Here is a 26888-nt window from a genome sequence, read left to right as displayed (position 1 = left end):
TGGCCGCAGTATGATACTCATTGCAAGTGAAGGCCCTCCTTCTACAATCTTCTGAAAAGACACGATTGTCCAAGGAGGCTCCATGCGTTTCCTCAGCTCTCGAACGCTCAGGTACTTCGGCCAGCGGGCCAAGGAACTGGCCCACAATTTCGAGAACGCCCACCATCCCTATGAAGAACGGCAGGGCGGCCGTTCGTGGGAAGACTACTATCGGCGGCGCTGGCAGCACGATAAGGTGGTGCGTTCCACCCACGGGGTCAACTGTACGGGGTCCTGTTCTTTCGATGTGTTCGTCAAGGACGGGATCATCGTATGGGAGGCCCAGAAGACCGATTACCCCACGCCTCACCCGGATTTCCCCGACTACGAGCCTCGCGGCTGTCCCCGCGGCGTCTCGGCCTCGTGGTACGTCTACAGCCCGCTGCGCGTGAAGTATCCTTATATCCGCGGCAAACTGCTCGAAATGTGGAAAGCCGCGAAACAGGCCGCCAACAACGATCCCGTCGCCGCATGGGAGGCCATCCAGTCCGATCCGGGCAAGCGCAGGGCTTATCAGCAGGCGCGGGGGAAGGGCGGCTTTGTCCGCTTCTCGTGGGATGAGGCGTCCGAGATCATCGCCGCGTCGCTCATCTCCACCATCAAGAAGCACGGCCCGGATCGTATCTTCGGCTTTACGCCGCTGCCCGCCATGTCCTTGGCCAGCTTCGCATCCGGGGCGCGGTTCCTGTCCATGCTCGGCGCGAGCATGATCAGCTTTTACGACTGGTACTGCGACCTTCCCCCGGCATCCCCGCAGATTTGGGGCGAACAGACCGACGTGCCGGAAAGCGCGGACTGGTACAACGCGGGCTACATCATCTCGTGGGGCTCCAACCTGCCTCAGACCCGCACGCCGGACGCCCACTTTTATGTCGAAGCCCGGTATCGGGGCACTAAAATCGCCGCGATTTCCCCGGACTACGCCGACTTCACCAAGTTCGCCGACCATTGGCTGCCCGTGCGCGCGGGCACGGACGGCGCGCTTGCCATGGCAATGGATCATGTCGTCCTGAAAGAATGGTATCTCGACCGCCGCGTGCCGTATTTTGAGAATTACGCCAAGCGCTTTACGGATCTGCCGTTCCTGCTGTTCCTCGACGAAGAGGAACGGGACGGCGAAACCGTGCTTGCGCCGGGCCGCTGCGTGCGCGCTTCGGATCTGGGGCTCGGCGGCAACAACCCGGAATGGAAATTCGTGATCCACGACCGTACCCGCAAGGGCCCGGCCGTGCCCAATGGCTCCATCGGGTCCCGTTACGGTGAGGAGGGGACGTGGAACCTTGAGATGCGCGACTGCTACGACCGCGCCGCGCTCGATCCGGCCCTCAGTTATGCGGATCTCGACGATGGTACGGAATGGCGCCTTGCCGTGTTCCCCGTCTTTTTTGAAGGCCGTCCGTCCCTGCGCAGGGGGGCCGTCCCGGTGCGCCGCCTGAGCGTCACCGGCGCGGACGGCAAACGGCAGGAGCGCCTCGCCACCACGGTGTTCGACATCCTTGCGGCAAGCCTCGCCATCGATCGCGGGCACGGCGGGGATGTGGCGTCCGGTTACGAAGACGCCCGTGCCTACGCCACCCCCGCGTGGCAGGAGGCGATCACCGGCGTCCCCGCCGAGGATATGATCCGCGTGGCGCGGGAATTCGCGGACAACGCCGAACGCACGGGCGGGCGTTCGATGATCATCATGGGCGCGGGCGTCAACCACTGGTACAACAACGACGTGACCTATCGGGCCATGATTTCCCTGACCACGCTCTGCGGCTGTCAGGGCGTATCCGGCGGCGGGTGGGCGCATTACGTGGGGCAGGAGAAGGTGCGCCCGCTGGCGGGCTGGACTGCCGTGACCGTGGGCAGCGACTGGATGGGCCCGCCGCGCCTGCACAACGGCACCTCGTTTTATTATTTCGCGCTCGACTCGTGGCGTCACGAGCTTCTCAGCATGGACAAGCTCACGCCGCCCGGCCGCAAGGGAAGCCTCCCCGATCACCCGGCGGACTGCAACGCCCTTGCCGTGCGGCTCGGCTGGCTGCCGTTCTACCCGCAGTTCAAGGAAAACTCCCTCGAAACCTGCGAAAAGGCGATCAAGGCCGGGGCGGTTTCCAACGAGGAGATCGTGGCCCATGCCCTCGAACGCCTCAAGTCCGGGGATCTCGAACTGTCCGTGGACGCGCCCGACGATCCCGCCAACGTGCCCCGCATCATGGTCTTTTGGCGCGCCAATCCGCTTGGCTCCAACGTCAAGGGGCATGAATACTTTCTCAAATATCTGCTCGGCACCGAAAGTTCCTTCCTCGGCGGGGAGGCCCGGCAGCCCGAAACCATCCGCGCCACGCCTGAGCCGGATTCCCCGGAAGGAGTGGGCGGCGGCAAGCTGGATCTCATGGTGACGTCCGAAATCCGCATGAGCACGACATGCGTGTATTCCGACATCGTGCTCCCGGCGGCGCACTGGTACGAATACCATGACCTGTCCTCGACGGACATGCACCCGTTCATCCATCCCTTCAACCCGGCGGCCGACCCCGCGTGGGAGGCCCGGACCAACTGGGATCAGTTCAAGGCCATCGCCCAGAAGTTCTCTGAGTTGGCGGGCAAGCATCTCGGCGTCCGCAAGGACATGGTGGCGACGGCGCTCCTGCACGATACCCCCGGCGAGATAGGCCAGCCTTTCGGCGAGGTTCGCGACTGGCGCAGGGGCGACGCGGAACCCGTGCCCGGCAAGAGCATGTTCAACCTTAAGGTTGTGGAGCGGCCTTATCCCGACATCTACAAGATGTACTCCGCGCTCGGCCCCAACGTCGCCAAGCCCGGCGGCGTGGGCGCGAAGGGCGTGTCGTGGTCGTGCGCGCCGGAATACGAACAGCTCAAGGCGCGCCTCGGCGTGGTTTCCGAGCCGGGCGTCAGCGAAGGTATGCCCCGCATCGACAATGCCAAGGACGCCTGTGAAATCATGCTGGCCCTGTCCCCGGAAAGCAATGGCGATGTGGGGGTGCGCTCGTGGGCCGGGCTGGAAAAGCAGACCGGTTTCAAGCTCAACGACCTCTCCCGCCCGGTGCAGGATCAGCATCTGACCTTTGAGGGCATCACGGCCCGGCCCACAAAGGGCTTCACCAGCCCGAACTGGAGCGGCATTGAAGTCCACGGACGCACGTACGCGCCTTTCGAGCTGAACGTGCGGCGGCTGGTGCCGTTCCACACGCTCACGGGGCGCCAGCACTTCTATATGGATCATGAATGGATGCGCGGCCTCGGCGAAGCCCTGCCCGTGTACCGCCCGCCCCTGTCCCTCGCGGCCATCGGCGAGATCTCCGGCCCGCGCATCCCGCGGACGGACAAGGATCTGGTGCTCAACTTCCTGTCGCCGCACAGCAAGTGGTCGATCCATTCCTCGTATTCGGACAACCATATCATGCGCGAACTGTCCCGCGGCGGTGGGGAGATCTGGCTGAACAACGACGATGCGGCCTCCGCGGGCATTGCCGACAACGACTGGCTGGAGTGTTTCAACGCGAACGGCGTGTTCATGGGCCGCGCGGTGGTGAGCCATCGCATACCGCACGGCAAGACGTACATCCATCATGCGCAGGAGCGTACCGTCAACGTGCCGCTTTCGCCGCTTTCCGGCACGCGCGGCGGCACGCACAACAGCCTTACCCGGCCTCTCGTCAAGCCGACCCAGATGATCGGCGGGTACGGGCAGCTTTCCTATTTCTTCAACTATTATGGCCCGACCGGCTGTCAGCGCGACGAGTTCGTCGTGGTGCGGAAGGTGCAGGGGGATGTGAGGTTTTGAAGGTTGGGGAGGGGAGAGGGAACCCTTCTGGAAGGGCCGCGTTGCCATCGATGGGCGTAAGGCTCGAAGGCTCGCCTAAGGGCCACGGCCCCAAGGGGCCGCCCGTTGGGCCGTCCCCTCCCCAAAATCCGCCCCTCTCCCTCCTGAGGCTTTTATGTTTGGCTCCGTCACAGCATGCGGTTGTTTTATCGTTACAATACGATGAAAATACAGCATATTATCCAGTTTTCCCCTTGGCGGAATCATGGCTAAGGCCTTTTGCCGGTTATGCCTTTAGGACTTCAAAAAGGCTGTGTCATAGAAAATGGTTGATGCTTTTTTCCTTGAAGTTCCACAGGGATAATCGACAAAATGCCTTAGCCCTGTATTCCGCCAAGAGAAAAAACGAAGAGAAAAGGCTGTATTTTCACCGCGCTATTGAGATGAAGCAACCAATACTATGACAGAGCCTTCAAAAAAAGCATCAGCCATTTTCTATAATCAGTCCTGTGGGTAATCCCTGTTCGGGGAGTGCGGGAATGTTTGGGGCAGGAAGAACGGGGAAGTGGTTTCCGGCGGTGAAGCTGGAAAGGGATCAAGATGGAAAACTGCATCGGCAATATGCGGAAAGACGTTTTTCCGAAGACATGGATCAACAAGCGGACGGTGGCGGGAAAGGCTCGGTGTATCCTCCCTTCAAGCAGGAATTCTTTTAGATATTAATATATTATTCTCGGATGGATGGCGTATCCTCCCTGCCCGCCGGAAGCATTTGGGAGGCGGGGAAGGGCTTTCTGAAGCTCTGAAAAAAGGCCTCCTCCCGGCATTTTCTCCTCTTAAAAGGATGTGCGTATGAATATCAAGGTGCAAATGGGCATGGTGCTGAATCTGGACAAGTGCCTCGCGTGTCACACGTGCAGCATCCCGTGCAAGAACGCGTGGACTACGGCCCCCGGCACGGAATATATGTGGTTCAACAATGTGGAAACCAAGCCCGGCGTGGGCTATCCCAAGGAATGGGAAAATCAGGATCGCTACAAGGGCGGTTGGGAAATCAGGGACGGCAAGCTCCATCTGCGGGCGGGCGGCAAGGCAGGCAAGCTGGCAAATATTTTTGCGAACCCGGATCTGCCGGGCCTCGACGACTACTATGAGCCGTGGAAATACGATTATGAACGGCTGACGGACAGCCCGGCTTCGCGGCATCAGCCCGTGGCCCGTCCCCATTCGGCGGTTACGGGAAAGGCGTTCAGCCCGCAGTGGGGCAGCAACTGGGAGGACGACCTCGGCGGCGCGCCCGTCACGGGGCTTTCCGACCGCAACTTCGCGGGGCTCGAAGCTAAGGCGTATCTTGATTTCAAGAACGTGTTCATGATGCACCTGCCGCGCCTGTGCGAGCACTGCCTGAATCCCGCGTGTGTGGCGTCCTGTCCGTCCGGGGCCATGTACAAGCGCGACGAAGACGGGATCGTGCTGGTGGATCAATCCCGCTGCCGCGGCTGGCGCTACTGCGTATCGGGGTGCCCGTACAAGAAGGTGTACTTCAACTGGAAGACGCACCGCTCGGAAAAGTGCCTGTTCTGCTATCCGCGCATTGAAGCGGGCGAGCCGACCTTGTGCGCGCATAGCTGCGTGGGCCGCATCCGGTACGTGGGCGTCATGCTGTATGATGCCGACCGGGTGCGTGAGGCGGCCTCGCACCCCCAGCCGCAGGGGTTGTATCAGTCGCAGCTTGAAGTGTTCCTCAATCCCAATGATCCAGCCGTCTGCCGTGAGGCCGGACGCAAGGGCATTTCATGGCATGTCATGGAAGCGGCCCGCCGTTCTCCCGTCCGCAAGCTGGTGGCGGATTGGAAGCTGGCCCTGCCGCTGCATCCCGAATTCCGTACCTTGCCGATGGTGTGGTACGTGCCGCCGACCAGCCCGCTCGTTTCGGGAGGCGTTGAAGACGCCAAAGGGCTTGACCGGATGCGGATCCCCGTCCGCTACCTCGCCAACCTGCTGGCGGCCGGCGACGAGGGGCCGGTACGCTCGGCGCTTTCCCGCCTGCTCGCCATGCGCCGCCACATGCGGGACGGACAATTCCGGTCAACGGCTTCCGCGCCGTTCCCGTCCCTGCGGGTGCATCCCGACACGTCGGGAGCGTTGGCCGATGCCGGCCTGACGCCTGAGCAGGCTGCCGAGATGTATCATCTTCTTGCCATTGCCCGCTATGAGGATCGGTTTGTGGTTCCGACCTCTGGCCGTGAAAACCACGACGATGTCTGGGCCATGAAGGGTTCGGAAGGGCTGGCGCAGGGTGAAATGGAGGAAAGGCCATGAACGGTTCCGATCGTCAGCTTCTGCTCGCCGTGTCGGGGTTGCTGCATTACCCCGATGACGATTTTTTCGTTCAGGCGCGCTCAATCGAGGAACTGTGCGGTCTACTGTCCGTGGTTCGGGCGTACCCGCTGCGGGAATTCATCCGGTCGGCCCGCTCGAAAGGGCTTTCCAGCCTGCGCGAGGAGCACGTCGCCATTTTCGATATGGACGGCAAGTGCAGCCTGTCCCTTGCATGGCATCGGTATGGGGACGATCCCCGGCTTGGGCGTGCTCTGGCGGGCCTGAACGAGCTGTACCGGGACGCCGGATTTGAGCCCGTGCAGGGCATATTGCCCGATTACCTGCCGTTGGTGCTCGAATTCCTTTCCGTCGCCCCGGACTGGGCGCGGCTGGTGTTCCTCGACGGTTTCGGCAAGGAGCTCCTCGGCGTCTATGCCGCGCTCGAAGCCCGGCACCCCGGCAGTTCCTATGTCTCGCTGTTCCGGCCAATCGCTGCGGTTCTCGGCCTCGTCCCGGATCAACGCCTTCCCGCGAAGCGGTTGGGGCAAGTTCAGGTGGGGGAGAGGATATTGGGGAAAGGGGGAAAATGTTTTTGAGCGTAGGGAGCGCCCGTGCGGTTTCCCTCTTTTTTCCCAAAATTTCCGGCTGATGGGGCATTGCGGGGGACGTTCCGGTTGCAGCCGTTTCACCATATCCCACAATATTTTGATATGGATAAGGGTTACAGGGCCGATTTCCCATCGGGCGGAAAGCATTCCCTCCGGGCCTGTATGGGCGATGCCCCATACGCCGAGAGGCATCCTTAAAGGAGGTCATATGCGCTTTTTCTTTGCGTACTATCCATACATCTGCATAACATTGCTGCTGGCGGGTCTGGCATTCCGGTACGTGACGGCGCCGGGCGGCTGGAACGCGCGTTCCAGCGAGATTTTTGAAAAGACGTGGCTGCGCCGGGGATCAATCATATTCCACTATGCGATCATCTTGTCTTTCTTTGGGCATATTGTGGGCCTGCTCACGCCCGACAGCGTAATGCACGCCCTGCGGATTTCCATGGAAGCCCATACCGTGGTTGCCGTGGGCATGGGCATGATTCTGGCCCCGCTGGTTGTGGCTGGCCTCGGCATCCTGCTGTGGCGGAGGATCACGGACGAGCATGTCTGGGCCACAACCGTTCCTATGGACGTGCTGGTGGTGCTGCTCATTCTGGTCAACGGCTGTACGGGATTGTATCAGGCGTATGTGGCGCACTTTCCGGTATTTGTGACCGTTGGCCCGTGGCTGAGGGGCCTTGTCGCCTTCCGGCCCGAAGCGGTTCTGATGGAATCGGTGCCGCTGTTCCTGCAAATCCATGTGGTGAGCGCGTTTACGTTGTTCGCGCTGATTCCGTTCAGCAGATTGGTGCATATCTTCAGCGTGCCGGTCACATATGTGCTGCGTCCGTTCCAGATCTATCGGAGGCGGTATGCCGGACTCTAAAAACACTGTAGGCGGGCGTTTTCTGGCCATGCTGGAAGCGCAGGCCCCCGCCAACTTCGCAATGATCATGTCCACGGGCATCGTATCCGTGGCCCTGCACCTGCTGGATTATCCCATCGGCGCACGCCTGCTGTTTTGGCTTAATGCGGCACTGTGCGTGGGGCTGGCGGGCCTGTACATCATCCGGCTGTTCGTGTTCCCGAAACGGTTCATCCAAGATTTCAGGAGCCACGGCGCGGGGCCGGGCTTCCTGACGGTGGTGGCGGGCATATGTATTCTGGGCAACCAGTTCGTGCTGCTCGGCAAAGATCCGGCTCTGGGCGAGGCGCTGTTCTGGATAGGGAGCGGCCTGTGGATCGTGATTCTGTGGGGCGTATTCTACTTCGTGTTCTCCGACGAACCCAAGCCGCCGCTGGAAAAAGGCATTAACGGCGCGTGGCTGGTCGCCACCGTGAGCACGCAGGCCATCGTGATCCTCGGCTGCATCCTCATCGATCATATGCCGTGGGACAAGGAAATCGCCTTTTTTGCGTTCACGGCGCTGTTCCTGCTTGGATTCATGCTGTATTTGTTTGTAATAACAATGATATTTTATCGTTTCGCATTCAAGGATCTGGAACCGGCGCAGCTCAGCCCGACCTACTGGATCAATGCCGGGGCCGTGGCGATTACGACGCTGGCGGGCGCGGAACTGTTGTCGCATCCGGGCGCATCGCCGCTGTTGATGGAGCTTTTCCCGTTCATCAAAGGGCTGACGCTCATGGCATGGGCCACGGCGACATTCTGGATTCCGATGCTCTTTCTGCTCGGGTTCTGGCGGCACGGCGTGAAGCGATACCCGGCGGCCTATGCCCCGGAATACTGGGGCATGGTGTTCCCGTTGGGGATGTACACGGCATGTACGGCGATGCTGGCGAGATCCCTGAATCTGGAATTCCTGTTGCCGTTGCCGGAAGCGTTCGTGTATGTGGCGCTGGCTGCGTGGGCGGCGGTTTTTTGCGGCATGGTCATCACAAGGCTGGCAATGCTCCTGAGGGGGGATTACCCGACGGCGTAACCCCAATGGGGGGGCTGCCGAACCAGACGCTGTTTTTCCCTTCCATAAAGAAAGGCAGCCTGTCGAGGCAGCCTTTTGGGGTTGGCTTTAGCCCGCTGAGGGCGCGAATCCTTGACGCGATCCCCCGGCTTAGCCGGAGGCTCCTGAAGTTTGGCAACTTCCTAGGTCATATCGTCAATTGGATATAATCTATTGAAATTATCTAACTATTTTTAAGCTATGAAAAAATTGTTTCCAATTATTTAAAATAGTTATATGTAACATGACGACACGGTTTGAATTTCAGATAGTTGAAATACGGATTTCATTACAAAAGCGAATGTCTCACGGTTCCGTATCTATTGACTTGTATCAGAAGGCATATGAGACTCCGCATCTCCGCATCTCCGCATTGCGGAGGGAAGCATCCCTTTTTACAATGGGATCAGTATAAAAGCTGAACGATGCCCCGTGCTGTAACATTTGAAAATGATTCCTGATTGACAAGGGCAAGGCTGTGAGCTAGGGAGCGTATGCGAATATGTCCCTTGCGCCTATAGAGGATGTTTGCGGGGCATCTCCCGGTCGTCGGGAGGTTTTGGCCGCATCCGTAAGGCGCACGGCGGGAAAGAGGGGAAAAGGGTTCCGCCTGTGGGGAGTGGGAACAAAAGAGCTGGTTGGCCGGGATTCTTCCGGGGTGCCGGGACGTATCGGCCATAAGCCGCCGTACGGTGCGGGAGGCCCGGAGACGGGCCGGGGTTCCCCTCCGGCAACCGGCCGGAATGAAGGCGCAAACCGTGATTGAAAAATGCGAACCGATTACGCATCTGTTTGATGCCGTCCATCAGTTATGGGATCATCGGCGCACGCAACGTGCGCTCGCTACCGTTATCTTTTTCATTTACCTTGCGGGGCTTCTGGGCATCGAGGCCAACCGTCAGGGGATGCTGCCGCCGTGGTTGGAGCATATCACGCCCATAAGCCACTTTCAGGCGATTCATCTGGCTTTCACGCTCATCTTGGGCATGGAGGTGATGGAGCTCATCCTGACCATTTCGGGATCGCTTTCCAAATCGCTCGGCAAACAGTTTGAAGTCATGGCCCTTATCCTGCTCCGGGACGCCTTTAAGGAATTGTCCAACCTCCCTGAGCCGGTCAGCCTCACGGGGGGCATTGGCCCGGTGGTGCATATCGCCTCTGCGGGGCTGGGCGCGCTGATCATCTTCATCTGCCTCGGATTCTATTACCAGCTTCGTACCCACCAGAATTACATCACCAATCCAGAAGAGCAGATGCGGTATGTCATGTCGAAGAAGCTCATCTCGCTCGTGCTGTTCCTGCTCTTCGTGGGCATCGCCGTCCGGGATTTGATATTGTTCGTGCAGACCGGCAATGACGCTGATTTCTTTGAAACCATCTATACCATCCTGATCTTTGCGGACATCGCGCTGGTGCTCATTTCACAGCGGTTCATGCCGGATTTTCATGCCGTATTCCGCAATTCCGGCTTCGTGATCGGGACGCTGATCATGCGCCTGTCCTTGTCCGCCCCTTGGCCCTGGAACATCGCGGCGAGCATTTTTGCGGCGGTTTTTGTCTTGCCCCTGACGTGGGCCACCACCTATTTCGGGCCTTCGCGTCTGCGGAAGCCGTTGCCGAGGTAATGTCATGCTGTATGAGATCGAGCGGGCTGTTTTTGAGCGTTTTCCGGGATATGCACGGATGGTCGTGGTTGCCGAGGGTGTGGACAACAACCGGGAAATCCCCGAACTGACCGAACTGCTGGCCCAGTGTGAAAAAGATGTATGCCGCGATGAGCTTGAGGATTTCTGGCATGTCCCGGCGCTTGAGGCATGGGCCGGGGCCTTCTCCGGCATGGGCATCAAACCCAAGAAAAACCCGCCGTCCGTGATCAACCTCGTCAAGCGCTGCCGCTCCGGGAAGCCTCTTCCGTTCATCAACCCGCTGGTGGCGATCTTCAACTGCATCAGCCTGAAATATTTGCTGCCGTGCGGGGGCGACGACCGGGACGTCATCAAAGGGGATCTTCGCCTCGGCATTGCGGACGGCACGGAAAGCTATGTGCCGCTCGGCCAGCCTGATGTATTGGAGCACCCGCAGCCCGGCGAAGTCATCTACTATGATACGGCGACGAAAGACGTGTTCTGCCGGGCATGGTGCTGGAAAAACGGCAACCGCAGCAAACTGACGCCTGAAACCACGAATGCGGTGATCAATGTGGACGCCATGCCGCCCCTGCCCTTGGCGGCCGCCGAACAGGCCGCCGAAGAAGCCGCCGGGTTGCTCCGCCGCTTCACAGGCGCGAAAACGGCCATCCACAAGCTGACCGCCGAAGCGCCGCGCTTTGTGCTGTAATATTTGGTACTCCGGCCCTTTTCCGGCGCCGTATCCGCGGCGGGACGGGTTTTGAAGGGCTGGGGGGTGTTTTGGCCAGAAGGCTTTCCCCGCAGGTATGGGGAAGGCAAACGCCGTGTTCCCGTCTTGTCGGTAGTCCCGGCACGGCGCTGGCCGGGGATGCTCCGTATGGGGCATCCCTTTTTTATTGGCTCTGTCATATCTGTGGTTGTTTCATCTTCACAGCACGCTGAAACGACAGCCTTTCTATCCGGTTTTCCCATTGGCGGAATCTATGGCTTTGGCTGGTTATCCCTTTGGAGCTTCAAGGAAAAAAGCATCAGCCGTTTTCTGTGGCACGGCCTTTTTATTGAGGCCCCGTTATGGAAAGGACTCCAGCTATTGCCGTACCTTGTGGGGAGCATTTCCCTTTTGTGCGCCGCTTCAGCGGGAAGGGGGCCTTCGGCGTGTGCCGCGTATGCTTTTTTCCTGAAGAACAGGGCGGCGGCTATGACCGCCAGACACGGGGCCCATATCCAGCGCAGTTCCGAGAGCATGACGGCAAGCCCCCGTTCCGACAGGAGCGCCTTGAGGCTGAACGGCGAAACCCGGATAGGCCGCCAGCCGCAGAAGTACCGGGTTTGGTCAAAGGGCCAGAACGCCGCTACGCCCAGCCCGCCGTTGGTCATGGCGTCCAGCAGGATATGGCTTGAAACGGCCAGAAAGCCGATGAAAAACCCCATGAGGCGTGAACCGCGCAGGAGCAGCGGGGCCGTGCCGAAGCCGACGCAGCCCATAAGCAGGGCGAACGCGAGGGAGTGGGAAAAGCCCCGATGCCCGAACGCATCGGCATAGCTGATGCCGAACCGGAAGCCGATGACGTCGGCATCCGGCAAAACGGCGCACAGGACGCCGAAGAGGAGCATCCGGGAAGAAACCCGTCCGCCCATGATCGCCGCCAATGCAAGCATGGGGGCGGGGTGGGAAAAAACAGTGGGCATAGGGACCCCTTGAAATGGCGGCTAGGCATTACCGCATGAGGGTATGGCCCGCCCCATGTCTCTCACCCCGATTGGACGCCATGTCAACCGCCCCCATGCGCAGAGGCATTCGCTCTGTTGATGTTTTTTAAGAAAATATTTTAATTTCATACGGTTAATATCCGTTTTGTTGAAAACGCGAATGTCTCTGTGCGCGCTGCTGAAATCACGCAGCCGGTGGCCCCGCCGCACACGCAACCAGCCTCATGCGTGGGGCCGAAATCCTGATCTATCCGGCCTTATGTATCCGGCCTTTGGCAAGGCGGTCAAACCATCTTCTGCGCGGCCTGAAGTCGGCGCGGTGGCGGGCGGCGAAATCCTGGTCATCCTCATGCGCATGGCTGGAGTTCGGGGTGTAAAGTACCTCGTACCTGTAAGAGGGGGCATCCCCATGCGCATGGCGAAATCGGCGGGTACGGCTTCTGGCAGCAGGCCATTTGCAACCATCCCCATGTACACGGCTGAAATGGGACTGCAAAGCCGCTGCTGAGGGGCAATCAGCCCCGTATGCGGCTGAAGCGGGTTGATGGTGCCGTTGACGCCGGGGCCGCCGCAGCCGTCTTTGTACGCTTGCCCGATTCGTGCGCCTGTCTGAAATCAAAGAGTGTAACGCACCGTATTGGGTGCGCAGGGAGCTTCACAAGCGTGGCTGAAATCATCAGGATGGAGTAGACCGGCTTTTCAAGGGCAGGTGTCTTCGCGCGCCTGGCTGAAATGAAAACCCATTACTCCAGCTTCCAGCTCAAGAACAGGTGTCTTCGTGCGCGTGGATGAAATCCCTGTGCAGGAGGGTTTCAAGTGCCGGGAGCGCCCTGCCGACGCACGCTTTCCCTTCGCTGATGACCTCTTCGGCCTTGTAGAACTCCAGCAGGCCGACATGGGAGAGCCTTGGCGTCAGGAAGATGTCCGGGGGATCCCCAGCCATGCGGCTCCGGGTGATCCGATCCTGCACGATGTCCACGGCACTGGCGATGGTGCCGAAGACGCTTGGCGGCTGGCGTGCCGGGGGCTCGTTTTCACCGAACAGCGTAGTGCCGTACTGCCTGATGGTCATGGCGATACGTTCCACGAAATCCCCGTCGCCCTCTTTGTTTTCCTTTGGCTTTTTCTTGGCGTAATGCCGCCCGATGAGCTCGCCGTTCAGGTTGACGGCGAGGACGATGTCAGCCCCAAGCGCGCGGCAGACGGAAATGGGCACGGGGTTGACCAGCCCGCCGTCAAACAGCCAGCGGTCATGGTAAAAGACGGGCGGGAACAAGCCGGGCAGGGAGATGGACGACCAGATCGCTTCTTCAAGCGGGCCTTTCTTCAGCCAGTATTCCCTGCCGGTGTTCACCTCCGTGGCGACGGCGGCATAGCGTACGGGCAAGTCTTCGATGAGCATCCCCGGCGGGGTCACGCAGTCCGCGAAGAAGGCACGGAGTTTTTCCTTATTCACAAAGCCATTGCTGGACATGCTGAAATTGAAGTATGACGCCGTATTGAGCTTGGTCAGCCCGGATACGCGCCGTTTCAGCCGCCCAATGTTCCCGGTGGCGTACGCCGCGCCCACAATGGAGCCGATGGACGTCCCGCACACGATTTCGGGGTGGATGTCCAGCTCCGCGAGCGCCTCAATGACGCCTATGTGCGACCAGCCCCGTGCGGAGCCGCTCCCCAGTGCCAAACCTATTTTCATGGCAGACCGCCTTGTTGCGTCTTCGATCCTGCCCGGAGGGGCAGGGGTGCGCGTTTTGAAGGTATTTGGTGCGCTCCAGATTTTTTATGGCTCTGTTATAGTTTGTGGTTGTTTCATCTCCACAGTGCGGTAATATACAGCTTTTTTCCGGTTTTCCCCTTGGCGGGAGCCACGGCCAAGGCATTTTTCCGATTATCCCTTTGGAGCTTCAAGGAAAAAAGCATCAACCATTTTCTATAACACAGCCTTTTTTATACGGGCTGCCGCTGTTCCTGTCGATAGGGTTACACATCGTTTCACGGACGCGGCAAAGCCCCATCCAGCAGGATCGAAAGTTCCCCCTTTGGGGCAGAAAGCTGTTACCAGCCTATAATGTAAAGAAAAAAAGATGATTCCCCAAACCTCCCTGTGCGGAAGACGCATGTGAGGGGAGAAAATGCTTGACTTATTATAACTAAAAAACTAGTTATTTAGTCATGAACACACACTACCTCAACGGACTGCCTCAGGAATGGGCCGCCATCGCTGAAGTTTTTTCGGCGCTGGGGGATGGGACGCGGCAAACGATCCTGCTGCTCTTTGAGCCGGGCGAAGCCATCGAACTGAAGACCTTCGTGGATATCCTGCCGCTGAGCCGTTCGGCGGTGGTGCACCACCTGAAAGTCTTGGAGCAGGCGGGGTTGTTGATTCCGCACAAACACGGGCGTGCCCTTTCGTACACGCTCAACCTTGCCTGCGCCGTCCATGCGCTTGGGCAGGTCAAGACGTACGCCGACGAACTGCTTGCCGCCACCGAAGCGGCACAATGACACATCCTTTGGGAGGCGTTCCATGAGTACCGGCAACGGGAATCGGAAGCATCAGGCGCTTGCCCTTGGGGCCAGCTACGCCCTTGGGACTTTCAACGACAACTTCTTCAAGCAGGCCGGGCTACTCCTTGCGGTGACCACGGGCAATGCGGTGTTCCAGTCGCAGGTGACGTTCCTGTTCGCGCTGCCGTTCGTGCTCTTCTCCGCATGGAGCGGCTGGCTTGCCGACCGTTTCGCCAAGAAAAGCCTCGTCGTGTGCGCGAAGGCGCTGGAACTCGCGGCTATGCTGGCGGGGGCGTGGGGCATGGTGACGCTCGACTGGAACTGGATGCTCGCCATGACCTTCTGCATGGGCCTGAGCTCCACGCTGTTCAGCCCGGCGCTCAACGGTTCCATCCCCGAACTGTTTCCCGTCAGCCAGGTCCCCCGCATCAACGCCCTGTTCAAGCTCGGAACCACGGCGTCCATCCTGTTTGGGGTGTTCCTCGCCGGGATCGCGCTGGATCAGGCATGGATCGAAACGGCTTATCCCTTCGGGCGCTGGCTGGTGGCGATATTGGCCGTAGCCGTCGCAGCCGGAGGGCTCGCCAGTACGGCCTTCATCCCCGCGCATCCGGGGGCCGGGAGCCGCAACCCCTTCCCGTGGTCGGCGGTCATCGATTCCTTCCGCTTCCTGCGCACCCTCCGCAAGGATGGCCCGCTGCACCTCGTCATCTGGGCGGAAGCGTTTTTCTATTTCCTCTCGACCCTGCTGCTGCTTGAGATCAATAACCTTGGGGGGGCGGAACTCGGCCTGTCCTATACCGCGACCAGTTTCCTGCCCGTGGCCCTGATGGTCGGCATCTGCGCGGGCTCGCTACTCGCCGCGAGGGGCACGCCCGAAAGCTGGCGCACGTTGCTGGTTCCGGCGCTCATGGGCATCGGCATCCTGCTGTGCCTCGTGCCGCTCGCCGCGTCTGCCGATCCCGCGTTCCGGCTTCCGTTGCTGTTCGGGCTGTACGCGCTTGCCGGGACGTGCGGGGGGCTCTACCTCATCCCGATCACCAGTTTTATCCAAGTCCGACCCGCCGCCACGGACAAGGGGCGCATCCTTGGGCTCGACAATTGCCTTTCCTTCACCGGCATCCTGCTTGCGGGCCAGTTGTATCTGCCCCTGTCGGCGTTGCGGCCCTCATACGGGCATGTCGCCCTCGGCATCCTCTGCTTGGGCGTCGCCTGCGTGTTTCTGGCCGTGATGCGTGGGTTCGGGCGGCATCAAACCCCTGAAGAACCGCTTTCGGGGCCAGCCCCGGCCGCTTCGTCCCCGCGCCCGGCGGCGCATGGCCCCGGTTTCCGGGCGCTGCCGGCGTTTGTCCGCGGGCTGCTGCGGCTGCGCTATACGATAGAGGTGGAAGGGCTTGAAGCCGTGCGCGCCCGCGACGATGGACGCCCGATCCTGTTCCTGCCCAACCATCCGGCGCTTATCGATCCGGCGCTTGTCTACACGAGCCTTGCGGACTTTGCGCCGAGGCCGCTTGGGGACGAACGCCAAGTCGGACAGCCGCTGATCCGCACCCTGGCCCGATTGATCGGAACCATTTCCATACCGGATCTGCGCAGGGAAGGGCGCACGGCAGAGGGCGGGGTACGTGAGGCGCTGGAACGTGTTGCCGGAGTCCTGCGCTCAGGCGGGAATGTCCTTCTTTATCCCGCCGGGGGGCTTACCCGCACGGGCCGGGAACGGCTCGGCGGCAATCGGGGTGTATACAGCCTGCGCGGGCTGGTGCCGGACGTGCGGCTGGTGCTCGTCAGGACGACGGGCCTCTGGGGAAGCTCGTTCAGTTGGGCGCGGGGCACGGCCCCGGAGATTTTGAAGGGTTTGGGCAGGGGCATGTTCAAACTGCTGCTCAACGGCATATTCTTTATGCCGCGCCGAAGGGTGCGGATTGTGGTATCGGAACCGGAACTGCCCGGACAGGCCGAGGGGCTGCGCACGCTCAACGAGGCGCTGGAAGCCTTTTATAATGCGGACATGAAGCCCGCGCTCGCTGTGCCGTACCATTTTTTGCTCGGTTCCACGCCGAAGGAACTGCCTGCGCCCGCAGCCCAAACCCCGGACGGGGCTGCCTTGGCGGACGTGCCGAAGGCCATCCGGGAAAAGGTAGAGGGCATCCTGCGGGAAGAGAGCGGGGTGGAGGTTCTTGAAGATACGGCGACGCTCGCCGCGGATCTGGGGATCGACAGCTTGTCGCTCATCAATGTCAGCGTACGGCTGGAAGAGGTTTCCGGCCAGCCCATCGAACGGCTTGAAGCGCTGCGCACGGTTGGGGATTGCATCCTCGCGGCGGCAGGGCTGCTCGGCGCGGCAGGTGAAGCCGCCGAACCGCCCGCCGCGTGGTTCCCCACGGGCGAGGCGCGCACCCTTTCGGTGCCGGACGGACGCAATCTGGTGGAGACGGCATTCCGGCAGGCCATGCGCTCACCCTCGCGGCCCATGCTTGCCGACGGCTCCGCCGCACTCTCGGCGCGGGATATGGTCATGCGGGCTTTTGCGCTGGCGTCCTTCATCAAGGCAAAGGCGGGGGGCGCGGAGCGCGTCGGCATCATGCTGCCCGCTTCCGCCGCAGCCGTGCTCGCGTGGCTTGGGGCGCTCATGGCCGGAAAGACGCCCGTGATGTGCAACTGGACGGTCGGGGCGGCCAACTTCTCCCACGGCCTCGAAGCGGCGGGCGTGCGCCGCGTCTTCACTTCGTCCCGCCTGCTGGACAGGCTTGCGGAGCAAGGGTTCCCCGTCCGCGAATACGTCGATGTCTGGGCGGCGCTTGAAGACGCGAAGCGCCTTCCGTTCCCGGCGAAGCTCGGCGCATTCCTCAAGTCCCGCCTGCTGGGTATCCCCGGCCTTGGCGGGGCCGTCATCCCGCGCCGCGTGCCGGAAACGGCGGCGATCCTGTTTACATCGGGTTCCGAGGCCCTGCCGAAGGCCGTGCCGCTCACCCATGCGAACATCCTCGCAAATTGCCGGGACATCGCCGCCGTGCTCAAGATCACGTCGCACGACAGCATGCTGTCCATGCTTCCGCCGTTCCATTCCCTTGGGCTGACCGGGAATATCGCCTTGCCGCTGGCTTTCGGCCTGCCCGCCGTCTACCACGCGAATCCCACCGAAGGGGCGCGGCTTGCGGCCTTGGCCCAGCGCTGGAAGCCCACGATCACCGTGGCCCCGCCCACGTTCCTTGACGGCATGTTGCGGAAGGCCCGCCCCGGCGATCTCGTTTCCCTGCGCCTTGGGTTCGTTGGTGCGGAAAAGTGCCCCGACAGCGTGTATGCGGCCTTTGCCGAGGCCGCCCCCGGCGGCGTCCTGTGCGAAGGCTACGGAGTGACGGAATGCTCCCCGGTCATCAGCGTGAACCGCCCCGGAAGCGTCCTCCCCGGCACCATCGGCCAGCCGCTGCCGTCCGTAAGGGTTGCCGTCGTGTCCGCGGAAGGGGAACCGCGCCGCGTGGCCCCCGGCGAAACCGGCATGCTGCTGGTGTCCGGCCCCAACGTCTTCGGCGGGTATCTGGGCGCGGATGCGGACAGGCAGCCCTTTGTGGCCTTTGAAGGCACGGAGTGGTACCGCACCGGGGATCTGGTAAGCGAGGCCGCCGACGGCTGCCTGACCTTCCGGGGGCGTTTAAAGCGTTTCGTCAAGATCGGCGGCGAGATGGTTTCACTCCCGCAGATCGAGGGCGTGCTTGCGGCGGCCTTCGGCAGGGGGCGTTCCGAAGAACCCGGCGGGCAGGGCCCCGCGCTTGCGGTCGAAAGCGGGGAGGACGGAGCCATTGTCCTGTTCACCACGCTCGACATTACGCGGGAAGAGGCCAATGCGGCCTTGCGGGCGGCGCACCTTTCCGGGCTGTTCGCCGTCGCCCGTGTGCAAAAGCTGGCGTCCATCCCGGTTCTGGGAACCGGAAAGACCGATTACAAGGCGCTCAAGGCGGCCTGTGCGTGAGAGGGGGCAGCCTTGCCCCATGCGGCCGGAGTTCCCGTCAACGGGGTGCCCTTGGCGGCGTTCTTTGAGTGCCTTGCCCTATCTAGTCGGAGTTCCTTTCTTCTTGACAACCTGCGCACGAAGGGGCAGCCCACAAAAGTCTTTGAGGAGAGGGAGGGGGTGGCGGCCTGCATGTGAAGGGGCAGCCGCTGCGTCCGGCGCGTATGGGGTTTCCTGTCATCATGCAGTAAAAAGTATCTCCGTTCATCAATGCGTCCGGCGAGTATAGTTTCCTGACTGGTGGGGTGCAGCGCGGCGGGAGTCCCGGATGCGTCCGGCGCGTATGTTTTCCCCCTTTTGAGAAACAAAAAAGGTAGGCTGTGTTATAGAAGCTGTGTTATAGAAAATGGTTGATGCTTTTTTCCTTGAAGTTCCAAAGGGACAACCGGAAAAATGCCTTAGCCGTGGCTCCCGCCAAGGGGAAAATCGGAGAAAAAGGCTGTATTTTCACCGCACAGTGGAGATGAAACAACCACATACTCACGAGCCAAAAGGTAAAACGGTTGCGTCCCGCATGGGATTTCCATGCAGTGGCTTACGTGTGATGGCGCGCTTGGCCTCATACGTCCTGCCCTCTTCGCTTTCAAGACGGCCTGTATGGGAGGGAAACGCCCGTTCCTTCCACAGGGTAGGGGAGACACGGATTTCTTCTGCAAAGGATTGAGCGGATTCCAGCAAGGCGGCCTGCACATGGGGAACGTGAGGCCGGGTGATTTGCCCCGTCAGGGCAAACGGCTGATGCCTTATTGCTTGCTCCCCATAACGAACCAACTACATACTCCCAATTGTTAGCATCAACAGAAAAGGCATACACCAAGCCTATCCGCCATGTCGTATGAATATATCAATCATAGCCTATGCCGGGGCCTTCTGAAATATGCCTTTCAGAGCCGACCGGCTGAAGGGGCGGCAGGGAGCCAAGGCGTGCAAGGCCCTTTGCGGGCTGAAGGAAAGGCCCTGCCATTGGGATGTGGTTGTTTCATCTCCACAATATGCTGGAACCACGGACTTTTTCTCTGCTTTTTCTGGCAACAGATCCTGCGGTTGTGGCATTTTGTTGAGTATCCCCTTGGAGTTTCAAGAAATAAGGCATCAACCATTTCCTATGATACGGCCTGGGCCGTGTCGTCATTTTACACATAATTATATGAAATTATTAAAAAACATTTTTTGTGACCTGAAAATGGTCAAATAGTTTCAACAGATTATATCTAATTAACGCCACGGCCTCAGGAAAAGGTTTCACGTTGGCGGGCTGCCGGGGCGGGGAAACTCCGTTGGGAAAATTCCGTTTCGGAAAGCTGCCCCTGCCCCGGCAGTCCCCGGTTTTCAGGCGCATCAGCGGCAGCGCCTTCCCCTGCCGCCCGTCAGCGCGGGCTATACAAAAGGATGAAGGCGCGGTAGGAATGCGCCATATTTCGGGGAGGTTCCTTCCCCTTTTTTGGAGGAAACGTTTCATGCTACAGGTTCCTGTTTTGGCTATTCATGGCGGCGCGGGCACAATCAACCGGGAAGCCCTTTCCGCCGAGGCGGAACGCGAATACCGCGGCGCTCTTCAATCCATTCTGGAGAAAGGGCGGGACGCGCTGGCTGCCGGGGCCTCCGCCCTTGATGCGGTGACGCTGGCGGTGTCCATGCTTGAGGACTGCCCGCTGTTCAATGCCGGGCGCGGCGCGGTGTACACCAGTGCCGAAACCCATGAGCTGGACGCCGCGATCATGGACGGCAGCACGCTGCGGACTGGTGCGCTTTCATGCGTGCACGGCGTCAAGAACCCGATCCGGGCGGCCCGTGTGATCATGGAGCAGTCCCCCCATGTCCTGATGACCAGCGACGGCGCGATGGCGTTCCTCCGCGGGCATGGCGTGGAATTCATGCCCGATGCGTACTTCGACACGGAGCACCGTTTGGCCCAGCTCCATGAGGCGCAGAAGAGGCAGCCCGGCGCGGCTGTGCTCGACCATGACGGCGCGGCTGCGGCAAGCAAGCTCTCCTTCTCTGGAAACCCGCTCGACGAAAAGACGAAAATGGGCACTGTGGGGGCGGTGGCGCTGGACAGCCGGGGCAATCTGGCTGCGGCGACCTCCACGGGCGGCATGACCAACAAGCTCCCCGGACGGGTAGGGGATACGCCCATCGTCGGCGCGGGCTGCTATGCCGATGGCGGCGTGGCGGTTTCCTGCACCGGTTCCGGCGAATATTTCATCCGGCTGGTGGTGGGGCACGACGTTGCCGCCCGCATGCGGTATCTGGGGGAAAGCCTTGAGGATGCCGCCCACGCCGTCCTGTCGCGGGTGGGCGAACTCGGAGGCACGGGCGGGCTCATCGCCGTGGACAACGCGGGGCATGTGGCGCTGCCTTTCATTTCCGAAGGGATGTACCGGGGATGCGTCCGGGGGACGGATGCGCCGCTCGTAGCCATTTATGGAAAGGAAGAAGGCTGCTGAACAGGGAAAACAGCGGGCCTTTTCCATAATGCCATTTCCGCCTGTCGGCGTCGCCTATTCGGAAAGATGAAGGCGTGTTGCGGTTTTGTTCTGTTTTTCACGATAAAAGGGAAAAAGGCGTTCCACCCGTTTTGCAGAGGGGGGAATGCTTTTTTTCTATTGACAGGACAGGGGCGTTTAGGCTTCTAATAGGTATTCTCGAACGAAAACGAAGGCTGCGGGATTTCACAATGTGGTTTTGCCGGTTCTGCAAGGCCCTGTGAGATCCCCAGCCTCGAATTTGTTCCGCAAAAGTTTGGCTTGTCCGTACCGCCTCTGGGAAGCGTTCCGGGGAAGGGCGGAGTACCGTTAGGTTGGGAGTTGGAGAAGGGAATGGGGCCGAGTGACAGAAACGTCCTGGAAGTTCAGGGATTGACCGTCCGCTTCGATACGTCCGAGCGAAGCGTTGTTGCCGTAAAGGATCTGGAATTTCATGTGCGGGCCGGGGAAGTCTTGGCCATCGTGGGTGAATCAGGCTCCGGGAAATCCGTTACGTCATTGTCCATCATGCGCCTCATTGAGCATGGCGGGGGAACCATTGCTTCGGGGAGGATCTCTTTCACCCGCAGGAACGGTGGGAAGCTCGATCTTGCCAAAGCCGCCGACAGCGTCATGCGCACTATCCGGGGCGGCGAAATCTCAATGATTTTTCAGGAGCCCATGACCTCCTTAAACCCCGTGTTTTCCGTGGGGGCGCAGGTGGCGGAGGCGGTCATGCTCCATCAAGGGCTCAGCCACGCGGAAGCCGAGGCCGAAGCGCTCAGGATGCTTGAGCTTGTCCGCATCCCCGAAGCCAAGCAGATCCTCAAGCGGTACCCGCACCAGCTTTCCGGGGGGATGCGCCAGCGCGTCATGATCGCTATGGCCCTGTCCTGTAAGCCTTCCCTGCTCATCGCCGACGAACCGACCACAGCCCTCGACGTGACCATTCAGGCGCAGATCCTCCAGCTCATCCGGCAGCTTCAGGAAGAGATGGGCATGGCGGTCATCTTCATCACCCATGATATGGGCGTGGTGGCGGAGGTCGCTGACCGGGTGCTCGTCATGTACCACGGGGAGGCGGTGGAAGAGGGCACCTGCGAACAGATTTTCCACAACCCGCGCCATCCCTATACGCAATCCCTGCTGGCGGCTGTCCCGCGCCTCGGTTCCATGCGGGGGACTGACGAGCCCGCCCCCTTCCCCTTGCTGCGCATCACTGATCCCGAAGCTGAACAGTTGGGCACCGCCGACATGGACGAAACGCCCGCCAGTGCGCCCGAACCTGCCGCCCCCGCGCCGTCCGTGTCGGATGGCCCCGTACTCAGCGTGGACAAGCTGATCACCCGTTTTGATGTGGAAACCGGTTTCTGGGGGAAGGTCAAACGCCGCGTCCACGCCGTGGAACAGGTCAGCTTCAATCTGTATCCGGGCGAAACCCTCGGCTTGGTGGGTGAGTCCGGCTGCGGCAAATCCACCATAGGCCGTTCGCTGATCGGGCTTGAAACCCCGCGTTCGGGCAGCATCGTCTTTAACGGGCAAGAGCTTACGCAGGTATCCGGGCCTCGGCTGCAAAAACTGCGGCGGAATATCCAGTATGTGTTCCAAGATCCCTATGCGGCTCTGGACCCTCGCCTTACGGTCGGCTTTTCCATTATGGAACCCCTGCTGATCCATAAGGTCTGTTCACGGCAGGAAGCGGAACGCCGGGTTGGGGAACTGCTGGAGCGCGTCGATCTGGACCCCGCGATGGCCGTCCGTTATCCGCATGAGTTCTCCGGCGGGCAGCGCCAGCGCGTCTGCATCGCCCGCGCCTTGGCGATGAACCCGGAAATCATCATTGCCGACGAATCCGTTTCCGCCCTCGACGTGTCCGTACGCGCCCAGATCATCAACCTCCTTTTGGCCCTTCAAAAAGAGTTCCGCATCGCCTTCCTCTTTATTTCCCATGATATGGCCGTCATAGAACGCGTCTGCCACCGGGTGGCCGTCATGTACCTTGGGCGGATCGTGGAGCTGGGCTCCCGGCGTGACGTCTTTGAAAACCCGCTGCATCCCTATACCAAACGGCTCATGTCCGCCGTGCCCATCCCGGATCCCTCGCGGCGCACCATGTCGCACACTTTGCTGACGGGTGAAATCCCAAGCCCTGTCCGCCCAGCGGATTATGAGCCCGTGGTGCCCCCCCTGAAGGAAGTAAGCCCCGGACATTTCGTATCCGAAGATCAGGTGGCGAACTGGTTTTAGGGGCACCTGAAGCCCCGCGTTTCAAGAGGGGTTCGCCGGGGAAGGATTTTTCGGCGGAATTCCGCTTTTATGGCGAGCTTAGCCGTCAGGCGGCTGCCCCCTTTGGGCGAAAGGGCGCTCGTCCAGACATTCAGGATTGTCCGACGTCCCGCAATGGCGCGGGACGCCGTTATCAACCCCGCCGTCAGGCGTATGTGAGGAGTATGTATGTTTTTCTGCAACACATGGAAAAAAGTGCTTATTGCCGCAACGATGGTTGCTGCGTTGTGCGCTCCGCAGGCCCATGCTTCCAAAGACGTGGTGCTTGCCGTCGCTTCGACCCTGACCACCACCGATCCGTGGGATGCCAATGATACGTTGTCCCACGCCTGTGCGAAAACATTCTATGAAGGGCTGTTCGGCTTCAACGAGAAGCTTGAGCTGCGCCCCGTGCTCGCCGAAAGCTACGACGTGTCCCCTGACGGGCTCGTATATACCTTCCATCTGCGCAAGGGCGTGAAGTTCCACGACGGCACCGACTTCAACGCCGAAGCCGTCAAAGTCAACTTCGACCGCGTTACCAACCCGGAAAACAAGCTGAAGCGGTACAGCCTGTATTCCAACATCGCCAAGACCGAAGTGGTCGACGACCTCACCGCCAAGGTCACTTTGAAGACGCCCTTCTCGCCCTTCATCAACCAGCTCGCGCATCCCTCCGCGGTCATGATTTCCCCCACCGCGCTCAAGAAGTACGGCAAGGACATCATGTTCCACCCCGTGGGCACCGGCCCGTACAAGTTCGTGGAATGGAAGCAGACCGACTATCTCAAGGGTGTGAAGAACGAGAACTACTGGCGTCCCGGCTTGCCCAAGATCGATACCATCACTTGGGTGCCCGTTGTGGACAACAATGCCCGCTCCGCGATGATGCGCACCGGCGAAGCCCATTTCACCTTCCCCGTGCCGTATGAACAGGCCGCCGTCCTGGAAAAGGATGAGAACCTCAAGCTCATCGCCGCGCCTTCCATCGTGACGCGCTACCTGAACATGAATATGCTCCAGAAGCCGTTCGACGACATCCGTGTGCGTCAGGCCATCAACTACGCCATCAACAAGGAAGCCCTCGCCAAGGTGGCTTTCAGCGGTTACGCCTTCCCTTCGGAAGGCCCGCTGCCGCAGGGCGTCGACTATGCCATCAAGCTCGGCCCTTGGCCGTACAACCCCAAGAAGGCTAAGGAACTGCTTGCTGAAGCCGGGTATCCCAACGGTTTCACGACCACGCTGTGGTCTGCCTATAACCACACCACCGGCCAGAAGGTGATCCAGTTCATCCAGCAGCAACTCGCCCAGGTGGGCATCAAGGCCCAGGTTCAGGCTCTGGAAGCCGGCCAGCGCGTGGAAAAGGTGGAAAGCCATCAGGATGCCGCCACCGCGCCCGTCCGCCTGTACTATACCGGCTGGTCCTCCTCCACCGGCGAAGCCGACTGGGGCCTGCGTCCGTTGTTCGCCGGCGATAAGACTCCGCCGTCCATGTACAACATTTCCTACTATAAGAACCCCACGGTGGACGCGAACATCATGAAGGCGCTCGGCACCACCGACCGCGCCGAAAAGACCAAGCTGTACACCGAAGTGCAGGAAGAGATCTGGAAGGATACCCCGTGGGCCTTCCTCGTGACCGAAAAGCTGCTCTACGCGACCAGCAAGAAGTTGACCGGCATGTACGTCATGCCTGACGCCAACTACTTCTTTGAAGAAATCGATCTGCAATAACTCCAGTGTCAGGGCCGGGCGTCATGCCCGGCCCGTCATTCCGCCCTTCGGCGAGGTTTCAACGGATGCTCCACTATCTTGTCAAACGCCTTCTTGGGTTGCTGCCCACGCTGTTTCTGGTCGCGGTGATCGTATTCCTGTTCGTACACATGCTTCCCGGCGATCCCGCGCGCCTTGCCGCCGGGCCGGAAGCGGATCAGGTCACCGTGGAACTGGTGCGCAAGGATCTTGGGCTGGACAAGCCCCTTCCTGAACAGTTCATCACCTATTTCGGCAACATCATTACCAAAGGCGACTTCGGCACCTCCCTGCGCACCAAGCGCCCCGTCAGCGTGGAAATCGGGGAGCGTTTCGCGGCGACCTTCTGGCTCACCGTCTGGAGCATGGTCTGGTCGGTCTTCTTTGGGCTGATCATCGGCATGATTTCAGCCACCAAGCGCAACAAATGGCAGGATCACGCGGGGATGGCGCTCGCCGTTTCCGGGATTTCCTTCCCGACCTTTGCGCTTGGGCTGCTGCTCATGGAAATTTTTTCCGTTTCGCTGGGGTGGCTGCCCACCGTAGGGGCGGACTCGTGGAAACACTACATTTTGCCGTCCATTACGCTGGGGGCGGGCGTCGCCGCGGTCATGGCCCGGTTCACCCGTGCGTCTTTTGTGGAAATCCTCCAGGATGACTACATCCGCACGGCCCGCGCCAAAGGCCTGAGCGAATGGGCGGTCATCGTCAAGCATGGCCTGCGCAATGCGCTCATCCCCGTCGTGACCATGATGGGCCTTCAGTTCGGCTTCCTGCTCGGCGGTTCCATCGTGGTCGAAAAGGTATTCAACTGGCCCGGCCTTGGCCGCCTGCTCGTGGATGCCGTGGAAATGCGGGACTATCCGGTTCTTCAGGCCGAAGTGCTCCTGTTTTCGCTCGAATTCATCCTGATCAACCTGCTGGTGGATATCCTCTATGCCATCATCAACCCGCGAATCTGCTTCAAGTGATATGAACATGCAAAACAACGTATCAGCCGCATCCGGCCCCGCAAAAGTCCGTACCCCGTGGAGCGAATTCTGGCGCAAGTTCAAGCGGCAGCGCATGACGCTGTTCGCGGGCAGCTTCATCGGCCTGTTGGTTCTGATCGCCGTCTTTTGGCCGTGGATCGTGCCCTACGACCCGGAAAACTACTTTGACTACGATATGTTGAACGCTGGCCCCTCGCTCCAGCACTGGTTCGGCGTGGATTCCCTCGGACGCGATATTTTCAGCCGCATCCTTGCGGGCGCGCGCATTTCGCTGGCTGCGGGCTTTTCCTCCGTGCTGGTCGGCGCAGTCGTCGGGACGCTGCTCGGCCTGACCTCCGGTTATTTTGAAGGCTGGTGGGATCGTGTGGTCATGCGGGTTTGCGACGTCCTGTTCGCGTTCCCCGGCATCCTCCTCGCCATCAGCGTCGTTGCGGTTCTCGGCAGCGGCATGGCGAACGTCATCCTCGCCGTGGCGATCTTCAGCATTCCCGCATTCGCCCGTTTGGTGCGCGGCAACACGCTGGCGCTCAAGCGCCAGACGTTCGTCGAGGCGGCCCGCAGCCTCGGCGCCGGGCCGATGACGATTATGCTGCGCCACATTTTCCCAGGGACGATCTCGTCCATCGTCGTCTACTTTTCCATGCGTATCGGCACGTCCATCATCACCGCCGCCAGCCTGTCCTTCCTCGGCCTCGGCGCACAGCCGCCCACGCCTGAGTGGGGGGCGATGCTGAATGAAGCCCGCGCCGATATGGTGGTGGCCCCGCATGTGGCGATTTTCCCAAGCCTCGCCATCTTTTTGACGGTGCTCATGTTCAACCTTTTCGGTGATGGCCTGCGCGACGCGCTTGATCCCAAGATCGATCAGGAATAGC

18 protein-coding genes are annotated in these 26888 nt (G+C 60.5%); 16 read left to right on the top strand and 2 right to left on the bottom strand.

What is annotated here, in order from left to right; genetic code table 11:
- The first annotated feature begins 82 nt into the window (after nt 1-82).
- The 8 genes from ACZM8Y_RS04165 to ACZM8Y_RS04130 all read left to right on the top strand — a co-directional run bounded on the left by ACZM8Y_RS04165 (nt 83) and on the right by ACZM8Y_RS04130 (nt 11024).
- Entirely contained in the window at nt 83-3832 is a 3750-nt protein-coding gene (locus ACZM8Y_RS04165; protein ID WP_487480221.1) for a nitrate reductase subunit alpha, read from the top strand.
- A 518-nt stretch (nt 3833-4350) separates the two neighbouring features.
- Nucleotides 4351-4527 carry a hypothetical protein gene (locus tag ACZM8Y_RS04160; RefSeq protein WP_479859244.1) on the top strand — a complete coding sequence of 59 codons (177 nt, stop codon included), beginning with the start codon at nt 4351-4353 and terminating at the stop codon, nt 4525-4527.
- Nucleotides 4528-4663: 136 nt separating this feature from the next.
- Nucleotides 4664-6133, top strand: coding sequence for a nitrate reductase subunit beta (gene narH / locus ACZM8Y_RS04155; RefSeq protein WP_308771944.1), 1470 nt, complete (start codon nt 4664-4666; stop codon nt 6131-6133).
- Nucleotides 6130-6729: a nitrate reductase molybdenum cofactor assembly chaperone gene (gene narJ / locus ACZM8Y_RS04150; RefSeq protein ID WP_479859243.1), complete on the top strand. Its 600-nt coding sequence runs from the start codon at nt 6130-6132 to the stop codon at nt 6727-6729. The genes narH and narJ overlap by 4 nt, the downstream gene beginning before the upstream one ends.
- Nucleotides 6730-6949: 220 nt before the next feature.
- Nucleotides 6950-7612 (top strand): respiratory nitrate reductase subunit gamma, encoded by a 663-nt coding sequence (narI, locus tag ACZM8Y_RS04145; protein ID WP_479859242.1) that lies wholly within the window; start codon nt 6950-6952, stop codon nt 7610-7612.
- Nucleotides 7599-8669, top strand: a complete 1071-nt coding sequence (locus tag ACZM8Y_RS04140; protein WP_487479993.1) for a tellurite resistance/C4-dicarboxylate transporter family protein — start codon at nt 7599-7601, stop codon at nt 8667-8669. The genes narI and ACZM8Y_RS04140 overlap by 14 nt, the downstream gene beginning before the upstream one ends.
- Before the next feature lie 761 nt (nt 8670-9430).
- Complete coding sequence (locus ACZM8Y_RS04135; RefSeq protein WP_489501594.1) at nt 9431-10312, top strand: hypothetical protein; 882 nt, start codon at nt 9431-9433, stop codon at nt 10310-10312.
- Nucleotides 10313-10316: 4 nt separating this feature from the next.
- Entirely contained in the window at nt 10317-11024 is a 708-nt protein-coding gene (locus ACZM8Y_RS04130; RefSeq protein ID WP_479859240.1) for a B3/B4 domain-containing protein, read from the top strand.
- 272 nt (nt 11025-11296) lie between these two features.
- Here ACZM8Y_RS04130 and ACZM8Y_RS04125 read toward each other — a convergent pair whose 3' ends face one another.
- On the bottom strand, nt 11297-12004 hold the full coding sequence (locus tag ACZM8Y_RS04125) for a metal-dependent hydrolase (protein ID WP_482334439.1): 708 nt from the start codon (nt 12002-12004) through the stop codon (nt 11297-11299).
- Nucleotides 12005-12284: 280 nt separating this feature from the next.
- Between ACZM8Y_RS04125 and ACZM8Y_RS04120 the strand changes: the two genes are divergently transcribed.
- Nucleotides 12285-12533: a hypothetical protein gene (locus tag ACZM8Y_RS04120; protein WP_479859955.1), complete on the top strand. Its 249-nt coding sequence runs from the start codon at nt 12285-12287 to the stop codon at nt 12531-12533.
- 252 nt (nt 12534-12785) lie between these two features.
- Here the strand turns inward: ACZM8Y_RS04120 and ACZM8Y_RS04115 are convergent, their stop codons facing one another.
- A complete protein-coding gene (locus ACZM8Y_RS04115; RefSeq protein ID WP_479859956.1) occupies nt 12786-13721 on the bottom strand; it encodes a patatin-like phospholipase family protein in 936 nt (311 codons plus the stop codon).
- A 476-nt stretch (nt 13722-14197) separates the two neighbouring features.
- Between ACZM8Y_RS04115 and ACZM8Y_RS04110 the strand changes: the two genes are divergently transcribed.
- The 7 genes from ACZM8Y_RS04110 to gsiD all read left to right on the top strand — a co-directional run bounded on the left by ACZM8Y_RS04110 (nt 14198) and on the right by gsiD (nt 26887).
- Complete coding sequence (locus ACZM8Y_RS04110; protein ID WP_308770954.1) at nt 14198-14530, top strand: ArsR/SmtB family transcription factor; 333 nt, start codon at nt 14198-14200, stop codon at nt 14528-14530.
- Between the two features lie 22 nt (nt 14531-14552).
- Complete coding sequence (locus tag ACZM8Y_RS04105; protein ID WP_487479994.1) at nt 14553-18500, top strand: MFS transporter; 3948 nt, start codon at nt 14553-14555, stop codon at nt 18498-18500.
- A 1496-nt stretch (nt 18501-19996) separates the two neighbouring features.
- A complete protein-coding gene (locus ACZM8Y_RS04100; protein ID WP_482334158.1) occupies nt 19997-20986 on the top strand; it encodes an isoaspartyl peptidase/L-asparaginase family protein in 990 nt (329 codons plus the stop codon).
- Nucleotides 20987-21358: 372 nt separating this feature from the next.
- The gene (locus tag ACZM8Y_RS04095; protein WP_302554268.1) at nt 21359-23251 is read left to right on the top strand and encodes a dipeptide ABC transporter ATP-binding protein; all 1893 of its coding nucleotides are present in this window, start codon (nt 21359-21361) and stop codon (nt 23249-23251) included.
- 207 nt (nt 23252-23458) lie between these two features.
- On the top strand, nt 23459-25003 hold the full coding sequence (gene gsiB / locus ACZM8Y_RS04090; protein ID WP_302554269.1) for a glutathione ABC transporter substrate-binding protein GsiB: 1545 nt from the start codon (nt 23459-23461) through the stop codon (nt 25001-25003).
- A 65-nt stretch (nt 25004-25068) separates the two neighbouring features.
- Nucleotides 25069-25992 (top strand): glutathione ABC transporter permease GsiC, encoded by a 924-nt coding sequence (gsiC, locus tag ACZM8Y_RS04085; protein WP_337430814.1) that lies wholly within the window; start codon nt 25069-25071, stop codon nt 25990-25992.
- 7 nt (nt 25993-25999) lie between these two features.
- The gene (gene gsiD / locus ACZM8Y_RS04080; protein WP_302554272.1) at nt 26000-26887 is read left to right on the top strand and encodes a glutathione ABC transporter permease GsiD; all 888 of its coding nucleotides are present in this window, start codon (nt 26000-26002) and stop codon (nt 26885-26887) included.
- Nucleotide 26888: the final 1 nt, after the last annotated feature.

Source organism: Bilophila sp., from assembly GCF_057864385.1.
Note: the sequence above shows the minus strand (reverse complement) of the source record. Positions and strands in the feature narration are given on the sequence as shown.

Excerpts from the sequence above, each read along its gene's own strand:
- ACZM8Y_RS04120 (WP_479859955.1), top strand. The coding sequence starts at position 12,285 with ATGTATCCGGCCTTTGGCAAGGCGGTCAAACCATCTTCTGCGCGGCCT.
- gsiC (WP_337430814.1), top strand. The coding sequence starts at position 25,069 with ATGCTCCACTATCTTGTCAAACGCCTTCTTGGGTTGCTGCCCACGCTG.
- narI (WP_479859242.1), top strand. The coding sequence starts at position 6,950 with ATGCGCTTTTTCTTTGCGTACTATCCATACATCTGCATAACATTGCTG.
- ACZM8Y_RS04110 (WP_308770954.1), top strand. The coding sequence starts at position 14,198 with ATGAACACACACTACCTCAACGGACTGCCTCAGGAATGGGCCGCCATC.
- ACZM8Y_RS04095 (WP_302554268.1), top strand. The coding sequence starts at position 21,359 with ATGGGGCCGAGTGACAGAAACGTCCTGGAAGTTCAGGGATTGACCGTC.
- ACZM8Y_RS04135 (WP_489501594.1), top strand. The coding sequence starts at position 9,431 with ATGAAGGCGCAAACCGTGATTGAAAAATGCGAACCGATTACGCATCTG.
- ACZM8Y_RS04125 (WP_482334439.1), bottom strand. The coding sequence starts at position 12,004 with ATGCCCACTGTTTTTTCCCACCCCGCCCCCATGCTTGCATTGGCGGCG.
- ACZM8Y_RS04165 (WP_487480221.1), top strand. The coding sequence starts at position 83 with ATGCGTTTCCTCAGCTCTCGAACGCTCAGGTACTTCGGCCAGCGGGCC.
- gsiD (WP_302554272.1), top strand. The coding sequence starts at position 26,000 with ATGCAAAACAACGTATCAGCCGCATCCGGCCCCGCAAAAGTCCGTACC.
- ACZM8Y_RS04105 (WP_487479994.1), top strand. The coding sequence starts at position 14,553 with ATGAGTACCGGCAACGGGAATCGGAAGCATCAGGCGCTTGCCCTTGGG.
- ACZM8Y_RS04130 (WP_479859240.1), top strand. The coding sequence starts at position 10,317 with ATGCTGTATGAGATCGAGCGGGCTGTTTTTGAGCGTTTTCCGGGATAT.
- narH (WP_308771944.1), top strand. The coding sequence starts at position 4,664 with ATGAATATCAAGGTGCAAATGGGCATGGTGCTGAATCTGGACAAGTGC.
- ACZM8Y_RS04100 (WP_482334158.1), top strand. The coding sequence starts at position 19,997 with ATGCTACAGGTTCCTGTTTTGGCTATTCATGGCGGCGCGGGCACAATC.
- ACZM8Y_RS04160 (WP_479859244.1), top strand. The coding sequence starts at position 4,351 with ATGTTTGGGGCAGGAAGAACGGGGAAGTGGTTTCCGGCGGTGAAGCTG.
- ACZM8Y_RS04115 (WP_479859956.1), bottom strand. The coding sequence starts at position 13,721 with ATGAAAATAGGTTTGGCACTGGGGAGCGGCTCCGCACGGGGCTGGTCG.
- ACZM8Y_RS04140 (WP_487479993.1), top strand. The coding sequence starts at position 7,599 with ATGCCGGACTCTAAAAACACTGTAGGCGGGCGTTTTCTGGCCATGCTG.
- narJ (WP_479859243.1), top strand. The coding sequence starts at position 6,130 with ATGAACGGTTCCGATCGTCAGCTTCTGCTCGCCGTGTCGGGGTTGCTG.
- gsiB (WP_302554269.1), top strand. The coding sequence starts at position 23,459 with ATGTTTTTCTGCAACACATGGAAAAAAGTGCTTATTGCCGCAACGATG.